The organism is Aliivibrio sp. 1S128 (assembly GCF_001691065.1).
Classification (GTDB): domain Bacteria; phylum Pseudomonadota; class Gammaproteobacteria; order Enterobacterales; family Vibrionaceae; genus Aliivibrio.
In genome coordinates this window covers 46,506-58,849 of record NZ_MAJV01000036.1, presented here as the reverse complement: position 1 = coordinate 58,849, position 12,344 = coordinate 46,506, and the positions used below count along the sequence as shown (strand labels likewise).

The following is a 12,344-nucleotide window of genomic DNA, read 5'->3' as shown; positions in this document are numbered from 1 at the left end:
CATTATGAAAACATTATCAATCACTAACCAAAATGGTATCGCAACGGTTGCTATCAACAATCCACCAGTGAATGTATTAACCATTAATCTAATCAACGAAATTAATGAATATGTACTTTCTTTAAAAGATGACCGAGAAACTAAAGTGGTGGTGTTTAAATCACTGCATGAAACCTTCTTTTTAGCGCATCTTGATCTGAATGTGATTAACGGCACGCAAGGCGGCCAAGCAGCGTCTATTGAGTTCAACCACATGATCATGAACATCAAGGCGATGAAACAAGTATCTGTTGCTTTGGTTGATGGCGTGGCTCGTGGGGGCGGTAATGAGTTTGTTATGGCGTGTGACCTTGCTTACGGCACTGAGAATGCAGCGTTTGCTCAACCAGAAGTTCATGTGAATATTCCTACTGGCGGTCAAGGTGCGGTTCAGTTCGCAAGAAGAATGGGCAAAAACAAAGCATTACAAGCTCTATTATTGGGTAACGATTTCACAGCGCAGCAAGCTGAGAACTTAAATATCATTACTCAATTTGTACCTAAAGCGGAAATGGATAACTTTCTAGCAATGACTTTAGGTGTGATTAGTACATTAGAAGTGCGTGATATTGTGATGTACAAAGAGATCATTGCGGCATCAATTAAAGATGAAGACGTGGGTGCAGAGTTAGAGTTACGTTACTTTTTAGAACGAGCTAAAGAGCAAAAAACAGCCGCTATTATCTCTGCATTTTTAAAACATGGCGGACAAACAGAGCGTGAAGCAAAAGACATTCAAGGTATTTTTGTTGATACGGCGGCTGAACTGTCTAAATAAAAATTAAATCACTCCATTATTAGCCGTCGTATTGGCGGCTAGTATGGAGGCTATATATCGAAAAATTTAAAGCTTACTTGCCCTTCATAACCCACTCAGCTATACAGATGATGCCGCTTTCACTTTACTCTTCAAGTTCTGCATAAAAGTTTTAAAGTGCGGCATAAAATCAGCAAACAATTCATGTTTACGGTTTTGCATCATCACTGGGCCTAATAAACGTAATGCTACGCCCACTTTTGTAGCTACCTCTGGCTCTAAGCCACTCTTTTGCTTTAGATTACCAACAATATTAAATACATCTTCACGATCTTGAAATTCAAACACCAATATTTGAGCAGTTTCTTGCTCTGGTGTTATCTCTTCAATGGTCACTCGATAACACTTATCTTTTCTAATTTTAGGGATCATAGTTCTGCCTTCTAATAATCTTAATTGTGTCGTAAATAATAACAAACCGATTTGAACTTCTTCTTGAAAGATCGCTCAATTAAGTTGATAATATCAACTATATATTTTTAGTTGATAATGTCAACTACTTTCAATGGCGAGATTTTAATGTCACAAAGAAAATCGTTAGATAGTTTGTTCACCTTAGTACATACGTTAAAACGTAATTTGCATGATAAAATTGAAGAATTACATCTTGGGATCACCCCTATGCATGTGCGAGTTATCAAGATCATTAACCACAAACCGCACTGCACAGCCGTTGATATTGCTAACTATTTAAACCGAGATAAGGCTCAAGTCACACGCCTTTTAAGCAGTTTACTCACGCAAGAGCTCATCATAAAGGAGCCAAACCCTGAAGATAAACGCAGCCAATGCCTTCGTATCACTGAAAGCGGAAAAGAGATAATGAAAAAGATCTCAGTCATTGATAAAACAATGTTTGAAAAAATGTCGATGGATCTTTCAGAAGCAGAAATTGCAGAATTTAAGCGTGTTGCAGAGAAAATGGCGAGCAACCTTAATAGCTAATCGCCTCAAATAAATCGAAACTAATAAAGACATTAAATTATCGAGCGCAGAATATGCTTAATCGTCACTTTTTATCATTTAAGGAATCGTCGTGCGTAAATTTATTATGTATTTAACTGCGATCTGCTTACCACTGCTTGTTATCGGGTGCTCTGCTTTCTCTAATAATCCTAAACCTTTGCATTTATCTGAGCAGTATTACAATTATCTACAGCCTTCATTTGATCAGTACTTATTGGAAACCAAAGCTTGGCTCTCTGAGCATCGTGCTTTTATCTCTGATGATCATGAAAAAGAGTTAACAATGAACATGCCCTTTGAGCGTGGCAATAAAAACTCGAAAAAAGCAATCCTACTGGTACATGGATTAGGCGATTCTCCATACAGCTTTAGTGATCTTGCTACGACATTCTCAGAGCAAGGATTTTATGTGCAAGTCCTTTTACTTCCGGGGCATGGAAGTAAACCAGAAGATATGCATTTAACTACCTATCAAGATTGGCAAAACATTGTTGACCACTACGCTAATCTTCTGAAAAAAGACTATCAAGAAGTGTGGCTAAGTGGATTTTCAACTGGCGCTAATTTAACAGCGATTCATACATTAAATAATGAAGGTATTGATGGCCTTGTTTTTGTTTCACCCGGTTTTGAATCACTAAATCCTACATTAGAAAAACTAAGTTCAGTCGTTTCTGTATTTTGGGATGGAATATCAAAAAAAGAAAATAATTTTGCACGATACAGCTCAATATCCATGCACGGTATGGCGCAATACTCCGACAGTGCCGTCGCATTTAGAAAAACAATCATTAATAAAAAAATTACAGTGCCCACTTTAATTGTGATTAGTGAAGCCGACAGCATTATAAATTCACAAGCGACCACGGAATTTTTCGCAGATAAATTTGTAAACCCTAACAACCACTTGATTTGGTACGGCGATCAACAAAATTTGCTAATAAAGAAACGAACTCAAGCCTACCCTATGAAGTTAGATTCTTTACATATCAGTACGGCATCGCACATGAGCCCATTATTTTCGCCTAGCAATAGTTATTATGGGAAAAAAGCAGAAAAACTAATCTGTACCAACAGTTTAGATGAAGAACAAACTCAGTCCTGTAAACAAGGAGAGAATGTGTGGTTCTCGGCATGGGGTTATCAAGAAGAAGGGAAGGCTTATGCTCGACTCACGTGGAACCCATATTTTGATAATTTAGAATATGAGATTAATAAGTTAGTTCGGGTAAATTAAGCTGTAATTACACAGAATAATTACCCAACCTTACCAAACAGAGCTTATCTAATTATCTATTAAACATAAAAAAGGGCGACACTCGCCCTTTTTATTGTTGCTATTTTAAGCTGAGTTATTAACTAAATTCTAACTCTGAACTTCTGGCTTCATTGTCGCCTCTACTTTTTCTTCGGCTTCCAATTCTTCACCACGAGCGATTAATCTTTGAATCACCTTAGATAGCCCTAACGTCAATACAGCCATAAATGCAGCCACTTGCGCTAGCATATAAAAGTAACTGGTATATACCGTCTCCACCACTTCTGGTGTAAATACGATGTCTTTAGGCAAAGCGATTTTTGTTGCTATTACCGCAGCTAAAATACCACTTAATGAGATAGCCACAGCACGTAAACCAATCGAGAATGCCGCAAGGTAACGTGGCACCATTTCAAAAATAAATCCAGCACCTAGTGCTCCAACGATAAGCTCTGCACCTGATTGGAAAAAGTGAACAAATAAAATCCAGTCTGCTGAGATTTTTCCATTTTCTCCCATTGTGCCAGCAGAAAATCCCAACAAAGCAAATGCAATGGTAGTTAGCATAAATGCCCCTGCAATTTTAGTTGGAATAGTTGGTGAGTAGCCTTTGCGATCTAACCATGCGTAAAGTTGGATCATTGGCCCACCAAGCACAAAACACCACAGCGGGTTGAACGCCATATTTGATTCAGGGTGAATTGGAATGAAGCCAAGTAAAGTATCATCCATTAAATTAATCGCATACATGTTCATTGAAGTGAACATTTGACCATAGAAGAAATAGAACACGATAAGGATACAAACGGTGATCAGCACTGCTACCATTTTATATTGGAATGCACGCGTCGCTTTTGTAATTTCATAAATGAAGTAACCAATAGCCCCAAAACCTAATGCATACAGAATGTATTTACCTGTATCAAGGTTTGAGAATATCCAAAATATTAAAGCAAGCATTGCTGCAGAGCCTGCAAAAAATAGAGTCCACGTTTTTAATGATAATGGCGCTTTATCTAAATCATTACCCACACTTGCCAACTCTTTACGATACTTATAAAACATCAGTAAGTTCAGTGCCATTAAGATAGCAGAGATGAAGAAAACACCTTGGTATGCCAGATAAGTGATTAAAAAAGGAAAAAGGTATTTAGCAGAAAAAGAACCAAGGTTATTAATTGAATAGTTAACCGTAAGACCTTGCTGGAAAGCTTCACGGTTCGTCTCAGAATATGAGTTACCAAATAACACGGTTGGACACGTCGCAGATAAACCACGAGCAAAACCAATTAATGCGATAGATAAAATACTCATTGGAATGTTAAGTTGACTTGCTCCAATACCGAGTAATAAGAACCCCACTAAATAAACCGCATAACCAATATAAACGGCACGGAACGCACCTATAAATTTATCCGCTAGAAAACCACCGACAGCAGAGAATACAGGGCCAACCGCACCAAAGGCACCCATCATCATAATGGTATCAGCTTCGCTGTAATTAAGATCATTGAGGAAGAATTTGGTTAAAAGAACAAAAGCGCCATAGAAGGCGGCACCCCATAAAAATTGTCTAAAAATTAGAACCTTGGCTATCGTGGGAAATCGTGCATTATTGTCTTGCATACTACTACTCCAGAATCATAATGACATCATTAACACTTACTTTTTGTAAGTGTATTTTTTGCCTTTATATCATCTAGTTATTCCTCGATGTGATACACAAGTCCCAAACCGCTGAGTTACGAAGTTCTCTTTTTCAGAATGCGACCTAAACCTAAATTAACTGATATTAGTGTTAATTATAGGTCTATATTTCTACTTAATCTAAAATGTCAGTCTTATCCGCTTTAATCAGTTATTTATTTAGTAATTTCTATTTCTGAGTATTCAAAGAATAATTAAGGAGGAAATTACCATGAGTGTGCTCGCTTTATTTAGGTTAATATATTGTAAATTACAATGTAGTTTAGGGATAAACCAATGCGTTACTACCTCATTACTTTATATTTTATCTGCTATAGCTTTTCGGTAAATGCGACACCTTGGGAATCAATGCTATCTCCAACTAATCAAGCAATTGAATCTATTGGTAGTTACGCCAATGGCTGTCTTGAAGGTGCAAACGCTTTGCCTTTAACCGGAAAGGGTTATCAAGTGGTTCGCAGTGAACGTAAGCGTTATTTCGCTCATTCAGATACCATCCATTTTATTCAAGATCTCGCTATCTCTTCAGAAAAGGATCTCAATAAACAATTGTTAATTGCTGATATGTCTTTACCACAAGGAGGGCGATTTTCTCACGGCCACTCCAGCCATCAGACAGGACTTGATGTTGATATTTGGCTACGCTTATTAACTACACCACTAACCAAAAAAGATCTGAAAAAGCCCTATTCGATTAGCCTAGTAGATAAACCAACGACAACCATTAAAGAGCAATACTGGCAACCAGAACACTTTGAATTAATTAAAATGGCAGCAAAAGATGAAAGAGTAGCTCGTATATTTGTTAACTCTGCAATCAAAGAAAAACTGTGTGAAGAAGAAAGTAAGAATACAGAATGGTTACGCAAGGTACGTCCTTGGTGGGGACACAGTGCTCATATGCATGTGCGCCTTAATTGTCCTAAAGAGGATAAAAACTGCATTAACCAAGCTGAGCCACCAGAAGGGGATGGTTGTGGACACGAAGCGAAAAGCTGGCGATTGAACCCAACACCACAGAAAAAAAGAGCATCTGCACCCGTTATGCCAAAGCAATGTTCTGAGATGCTAAATGCCCTTAATTAATCAGCAAAAACGAACAAGGTTATTGCTGATATAAATATCAAACCGTGTGACTTTATTCAATTGCTAACAGTTCAATAAAGTCTTGCTTTAAAGATTGTCTAAAGAAGTCAGGCATGGAATCCATAGTGAAGACAGCTGCGTCTTCAATAATGGTTGTAGAACCACTGAGTGTCCAGTAAGAGCTTCCTTTGCTTGTATTCACCTTAACTTTAAAATGCGTTGGAGTGGTTGTAACCATTTTTCTATCCCTTTAATAACATATCTGATCATGCTACCACTTTCATTTTATGAAACCAGATTTTTACCTTATGAATTATAAGGTTTTTTGTTTTTGTAATTGTGGTGTAAAAATAGCCACCAAAAATTGTTAGCGCATTGTTCCTTGCTTGTATTATCTCTTATTCCATACAGAACAATATCTATACGAACATTATACAGATAAAGACATGATGCCAAATTTCACCTTTTTAACTGCCTCTATTTTTAATTAGATATAGCAGATAATATACGTAGTTCTATTGTTAAAAAGGCAATAATAAAATTATGGACCAATTGCGAGCATTAAAATATTTTACAGCAACGGTAGAGGCAGGAAACTTTTCAGCAGCAGCTAAAAAATTTGATGTTCCCGCTTCTTCTATCTCACGTCGAATCGCAGATCTTGAAGCTTCCCTTGGGGCGCAGCTGTTAAAACGAACGACGAGAACCGTCTCTTTAACAGAAGTAGGTCAACAATATTATACCCAAGTCACGGCACTTGTTCAGCAACTTGAACAATGCGATCAGGCAGTAAAAAACTATCAAACCACACCAACTGGAACCCTTAAAATCAGTACCATGGTTGGTTTTGGTGAACGTATTCTTGCACCTATTTTGGACGAATTTATCTTACGCTACCCAGATATTTTGTTGGATGTAGTACTAAGCGATGAGCTCTCTAAATTAGACCGAGACGATGTGGATATTGCGATCCGTGGCGGTTATGCGCCAGATGAGCGCGTGGTTGCTATCTACCTTATGGATAATCGTTTTATTCCTGCCGCTTCTCCTTCCTATCTTAAAAAATATGGCCACCCGACAAGCACGAAAGAGCTGCCTAATCATAAAGGTCTTTATTTCAAAACGCCCAATGGCCCTACCCCTTGGTTAAGCGAGATAAATGGAGAATGGCAAGAAGTATCTGCGCCAAGCATTTTAACAACAAATAACGGTAAATGGCTGACAGATAAAGCCATAAAAGGGGCTGGAATTATAATGATGCCGAGGTGGGTACTAGAACCTCATTTACAACAAGGAGAATTGGTGGAATTAACCTTTAACGAGCCATTAAATATCACTCAAAATCAAACTCTTGCCGTCTATATGCTGTATCAGAAACTGGCGTATGCTACCCCTAAAGTTAAAGCTGCCGTTGATTTCATTGTTGCGAGGATTAAAGGAAATAAATAGTGACATTACTGCCTAACTTTGCTTTTTCTGTATTAAGTTCTGGAATAAACCTCTTATTTTCAATCTATTTAAATATCTTATTCTCACTTTTGAGCTATAAGCCTCACGAATAATACAGCGCAATTAAAAAGCGTTAGTTATTTAAATAATAATAAAAATTGAGGTTCTATGAAAAAGACAGTCTTAGGTATGTTTATTGCCGCTACATTAGCGACTAACGTTTATGCAGCAAACCATCCGCTCAATGACGCTAATGTTCAAATTACAAATAAAATGGCTGAATTAGCGGTACTTGCTAGTGATCCTGCAAACATCACGCAAGAAGGTGAACAAAAATACCTTGAATACAAAGGGAAAAAATTAAGAATTAACTTTGATGGCAATGTGAAGTTTGGCCTGATGGACTTCGACTCAGAGTTTGAAACCGTATTCGATTTTCTTCCAACTAGCTGGGAAAAATATTGGTACGACGGTGGATTTGATATCTATCCTGAAACCTTTGATATCGCTGAGAAATGTACACTTGGTCTTTATGCAGCAGCAAGAGGGTCTAAAGACAACGAAGGCAATTACATTTGGGAAAACACGATGTCGACCAACATCGATACCTCAGAGTGTACTCCTGTTATTGAAAAACCAGCGATATTCTTCAACACTAATCAATTAGACAATTCATTAGTTGGCGATCTTTCTGGTGGCGTATTATTTGCTCAAGCCCACATTATTTCAGCAAAAGCGACTGAACAAGAAAAACGCATGCACCTAGTTGGTCAACGTGCGACAAAAGTCATGTTTAAACCAACAGAAACCTTTGCTTCATACGCATCAGTTGCTCTAACAGCAATGGATCGTAATGGTAAAATATTAGGTACGTTAGAAATGAAACGTCCTGATTTGTTGGCTCAAAATGTGATGGCTATGCCTGAAATCACTAATCCGAATATTGATTTTAGCTACGATGAAGCTGCTGCATTCAACGTTCGTGAAGTATCAAGCCAAGCAATTTCTGCCGCGCTAGCTGAACACAACGTAGTAAAACTGAACACATGGAACGGTCATTGGATCCGAGACATTGTACTTGAGCAAAATAATCCAGAACTCGATGGTAAAATATTCGTATTTACCTCAAGTGCAGGTTACAACTCAAACGTAAATTACTACCCAGAGCGCTCTAAAACGATTGTTAGCGGCACAACCACTGTGTTTAAAAACGTTAATGGTGCATGGGTGCTAGAAGATGATTTAATTTTCAATAAGATCGGTTATGCGGATGGTTTTTGGTCTGCTGAACTACCAAAAGAATGGCTTAATGCTGGTCTGAAATTATCATTTGAAAACCAAGGTAAAAAAGGCACATTAGCGCAAATTAAAGTAGGTGCTCCAACTGAGTTACTGCTTCATACCATTGACGTTGGCATGCTTGTTGAGCCTCGTGATGCTTTCCACTTCCAAACCGACAAAGCAGCACAGCGCGAATACTTTGAAACAGCCCCTGTAAGTAAAATGGTGGTGAGTGAATATGAACCAGTGCACTTTGCTGAAGTAATGCTACCAGATGGCACTTTATTAACTGATCTTGACCCAAGTAAGGGTGGCTGGCATTCAGGCACTATGCGTCAAAGTATTGGTAAAGAGTTAATCTCTATCGGTATCAACAACGCCAACTACGGTATTAACTCAAGCGTAGGTGTTGGTGAAAGTGAAAACCCTTATGTAGCCGCTCAATTAACCGCTCATAACAGCCGTGGTAACTACAACAATGGCGTACAAACTCACGGCGGTTCTGGTGGTGCTGGTATGGTGACACTTGATAGCTCTATTGGTAATGAGTTTAGCCATGAAGTAGGGCATAACTACGGTTTAGGCCACTACCCTGGTGGGTTTGAAGGGTCTATCCATAAACCTGCCAACATGAGTAACTCGACATGGGGTTGGGACTCTTCACGCGATGTGTTTATTCCAAACTTCTCACCATCTAACAACGGTGCTCAAAGCTGTCTTGATGGTCAATGTGTTGAACCATTTAGCGGCATGTTTAGCTTTGGTTATGATTCAATGGCTGGCGGTAGCGCAATGTATGGGGCACAACGATTTACGCTGTATACGCCGTATTCAATGCACTTTATTCAGCAAAATTTAGAAAGCAAAATTGTATTTGATGAAACCTCATCAACGGGCTTTAAAAAGTGGGATGAAGCAACAGAGAGCATGGTTGAGTACACGCATTCAATCGATGATTTAGAAGCGACATCAGTCAACCCATGGGACGCTAATGCAAGCCATATCGCGACACTATTAACGGATTTCGATAAAATAGACCTTGCAACTTGGAATGGTCATTGGGCACAAGACATGTCTGTTCCTGCTGCGTCAGCAATAAACAAAGGTAAAGTATTTACCTTTAATTCAGATGCAGGTTACAACTCTATCTTAACCATCAATGACGAAGAAATCCTTGTTTACAACGGTAGCCGCTTACTGTTTGTATCTGATGGTCAAACGTGGGTACAAAATGGCGAATATGAACAAAACAAAGTGATTCGTCCAACCTCATTTGGCGTTCCTGTAACAACATTAGTGGGTTACTACGATCCTAAAAACAAGCTGGATAGCTATATCTTCCCTGCTCTGCATGGTTCTTATGGTTATGTTTACCCTGACAATTCAGCAAGCTTAACAGTAAGTGAATGTGCGTTAGAAGTAAGCATGAAAAATGGCGATGTTCAAAAGTTTGCACTGAAGAATAACCGTCGTAACGCGGATAACATGAATAAGTTCCATGTAAACGTGGCACGTTCTGAAAATCCAGTATCAGCCTCTGTTATCTGTGATAACAACGTACTGAATTCAATAGCGATTAGCAGTCCAAAACTTGAGCCTGTATATACAGTACAAGGGGGCAATGAAGCGATGCGTGCAGTATCAATTCCAACACATAACACGCCAAGAGTTCTGGCTGAACGCTATGAGCCTAAAAACTGTGATAATGCTGATCACAATCATTAATTAATACGCTAAAGAAGTAAGTTATCACTTCTTATTAGACGCATACCAACAGGGTTAAGATATTTCTTTTTAAAAGAGTCTTAACCCTTTTTTATAAACAGTGTTAAATATCATTACCATTCATCTTTATATAATCCAATGAATCTACTACGGTATTACCGTTTATTAGCCATTATACCTATGCCATAGGAAATGATTATGGGTAAGGTATTAGCATAGAAAACTTATATTATTAGTAATAGATTTTTTATAACATCCGTTGGATTATTATGCTTAAACTCTCAACATTTAATAAATTAACAGGCAAAAAATAACATTTAAATGTTACAAGCGTTAATATAAATAACGTTGATTTTTATAATAAATTTTACTTTTCAATATAAAACCTTCCATTTAAAATGCTTCTTTCATTTCTTATTTATAAACCAAATATTGATATAGCTCAAAAAGACACCAGTTGATTAGGCGTAAATTAAAAATGGACGTTACATTTTTGAGGGAATAAATATGACGATATCAAAAGTATTTCAAAGAGACCTTCTTGGTTTACTCTTAATTGTTTTAACTGCTTTAGTTGCGCTTTATGTTCTGCTAAATATATTTGCTTTATTTGCTTACGTAAACAACGAGGATAAAATTGCATCTACATTCTTAGACCAATCTTTTTATCTTATAGTATTTGTTATACCTCCTTATTTTCTAGATAGATACCTCAGTAGTCACCACGTAATAGAGTAGTAAAGGCATAAAAATTATCCCACAATGTATAGTTATACTCTTCAGTGGAAATAAAACACGCTATCCACACGATAAAAAAGCCCTACACTCTTCGTATAGGGCTTTACTGTAATCACTCAATTTAGTGCGTAGTACGGTTTGAACCATTACGTACTAAATCTTGTCCTGTTTGGAATACTTCTTCTGTTACCCAACGAGACAACAATAGTTGGTGCTTATCATCTAATACCGCAACAAAACGACGACCGTCTTTATTGTTGGTTGCCATTGCAATACCAGCAACATTCGTTAACCCAAAACCCCCATTTTCAGCAGCTACGATAAACGTTTCTAGATCTTCTAGGTTAGTGATCATCTCTAATTCTTGCGTCATACTTGTATTCTCTTACTGAATTAAACAATTTGGACTATGCCATTTCAATGGGCGATACTTTAACGAGATTCATCCAAAATTGGAACTTGAATCTATCTACAATAAAAAGATTCTACCGTTAATTAACTTATTAATTTAGACACAAATGGAATGTTACGATGTTTGTCTTGCCAAGGTAATCCATAACCTATCAGCATGTCATCGTTTTCCATTTCGTAAGCGAAATATTGAGGGTATGGAATATCAACCCGACCCGGCTTCACAAATAATGTCGCAATTGAGAGAGATTTAACCCCGAACTCTTCTGCTATGTATTTAGCAACACGCTTCATTGTGCCACCCGATTCAATCGCGTCATCAACAAGCACAACGTGCTTACCTTTAACCGGTATATTTTGGTGATACTCTATATTTGAGTTGTTATTGCTGTCTCCAGGGGTATGAGGACATGAAACATAATCCATTTTAATATCTAACGTCAGATCTCTAACAAGATCCGCGGTAAAAAGAATCCCACCCGGAACCATTGAAATAATGACGACCTCTTCACCTGAAAACTGTTGATTTAATTTATCCGCGACAAGAGCAACGCCTGCTTTAATCTTCTCAGTACTTAATACTAATTTGCCTACGTGTTTATTATTCATATCACTCACAACCACTTCATTAAAATCTATTTTGTTATTATTCAGGTAAAATTCGCTGAGCACCACTGCCTTCTTTGTGCAAGATGTCATCTGGATTCAATAACTGACATTTTTCATACTCAAACAACGACAACCTAGACGACCTTTGATAATGAGATCATAGTTGTTCGTGATAAATAATGATTAAAAAAAGCGACAACATTCCATTTGAAAAATAATCTATCGTTGTTATCAATATCTATTACCGCTCAAGGCATG

The 12,344-nt window shown here is 37.7% G+C and carries 11 protein-coding genes and 1 pseudogene; 6 read left to right on the top strand and 6 right to left on the bottom strand.

Features of this window, described 5'->3' with window-relative positions; genetic code table 11:
* The first annotated feature begins 4 nt into the window (after positions 1–4).
* The gene (locus tag A6E03_RS06945) at positions 5–817 is read left to right on the top strand and encodes an enoyl-CoA hydratase/isomerase family protein (protein WP_065600498.1); all 813 of its coding nucleotides are present in this window, start codon (positions 5–7) and stop codon (positions 815–817) included.
* A gap of 99 nt (positions 818–916) precedes the next feature.
* Here A6E03_RS06945 and A6E03_RS06940 read toward each other — a convergent pair whose 3' ends face one another.
* Positions 917–1,228 carry a DUF3861 domain-containing protein gene (locus tag A6E03_RS06940; protein WP_065600497.1) on the bottom strand — a complete coding sequence of 104 codons (312 nt, stop codon included), beginning with the start codon at positions 1,226–1,228 and terminating at the stop codon, positions 917–919.
* Positions 1,229–1,375: 147 nt separating this feature from the next.
* Here A6E03_RS06940 and A6E03_RS06935 point away from each other — a divergent pair, with 147 nt between their 5' ends.
* Both A6E03_RS06935 and A6E03_RS06930 read left to right on the top strand, forming a co-directional pair.
* Complete coding sequence (locus A6E03_RS06935; protein ID WP_065600496.1) at positions 1,376–1,801, top strand: MarR family winged helix-turn-helix transcriptional regulator; 426 nt, start codon at positions 1,376–1,378, stop codon at positions 1,799–1,801.
* A gap of 91 nt (positions 1,802–1,892) precedes the next feature.
* Positions 1,893–3,059 (top strand): carboxylesterase, encoded by a 1,167-nt coding sequence (locus A6E03_RS06930; RefSeq protein WP_065600495.1) that lies wholly within the window; start codon positions 1,893–1,895, stop codon positions 3,057–3,059.
* A gap of 129 nt (positions 3,060–3,188) precedes the next feature.
* Here A6E03_RS06930 and A6E03_RS06925 read toward each other — a convergent pair whose 3' ends face one another.
* Complete coding sequence (locus A6E03_RS06925) at positions 3,189–4,706, bottom strand: peptide MFS transporter (RefSeq protein WP_065600494.1); 1,518 nt, start codon at positions 4,704–4,706, stop codon at positions 3,189–3,191.
* Positions 4,707–5,063: 357 nt separating this feature from the next.
* Here A6E03_RS06925 and mepA point away from each other — a divergent pair, with 357 nt between their 5' ends.
* Positions 5,064–5,873, top strand: a complete 810-nt coding sequence (gene mepA / locus A6E03_RS06920; RefSeq protein WP_065600493.1) for a penicillin-insensitive murein endopeptidase — start codon at positions 5,064–5,066, stop codon at positions 5,871–5,873.
* Positions 5,874–5,925: 52 nt separating this feature from the next.
* Here the strand turns inward: mepA and A6E03_RS06915 are convergent, their stop codons facing one another.
* A complete protein-coding gene (locus A6E03_RS06915) occupies positions 5,926–6,111 on the bottom strand; it encodes a hypothetical protein (RefSeq protein ID WP_065592311.1) in 186 nt (61 codons plus the stop codon).
* Positions 6,112–6,416: 305 nt separating this feature from the next.
* Here A6E03_RS06915 and A6E03_RS06910 point away from each other — a divergent pair, with 305 nt between their 5' ends.
* Positions 6,417–7,322 carry a LysR family transcriptional regulator gene (locus A6E03_RS06910; RefSeq protein ID WP_065600492.1) on the top strand — a complete coding sequence of 302 codons (906 nt, stop codon included), beginning with the start codon at positions 6,417–6,419 and terminating at the stop codon, positions 7,320–7,322.
* Between the two features lie 168 nt (positions 7,323–7,490).
* A complete protein-coding gene (locus tag A6E03_RS06905; RefSeq protein ID WP_065600491.1) occupies positions 7,491–10,328 on the top strand; it encodes a M66 family metalloprotease in 2,838 nt (945 codons plus the stop codon).
* An 859-nt stretch (positions 10,329–11,187) separates the two neighbouring features.
* On the opposite strand, the gene A6E03_RS06895 is transcribed toward A6E03_RS06905, so the two are convergent.
* The 3 genes and pseudogenes from A6E03_RS06895 to A6E03_RS20430 form a co-directional block, all read right to left on the bottom strand.
* Complete coding sequence (locus tag A6E03_RS06895) at positions 11,188–11,439, bottom strand: hypothetical protein (protein WP_065592307.1); 252 nt, start codon at positions 11,437–11,439, stop codon at positions 11,188–11,190.
* Positions 11,440–11,561: 122 nt separating this feature from the next.
* Positions 11,562–12,086, bottom strand: a complete 525-nt coding sequence (locus A6E03_RS06890; RefSeq protein ID WP_065592442.1) for a phosphoribosyltransferase — start codon at positions 12,084–12,086, stop codon at positions 11,562–11,564.
* A 37-nt stretch (positions 12,087–12,123) separates the two neighbouring features.
* Positions 12,124–12,236: pseudogene (locus tag A6E03_RS20430) on the bottom strand (redox-sensitive transcriptional activator SoxR); the annotation flags it as partial.
* Between the last annotated feature and the right edge of the window lie 108 nt (positions 12,237–12,344).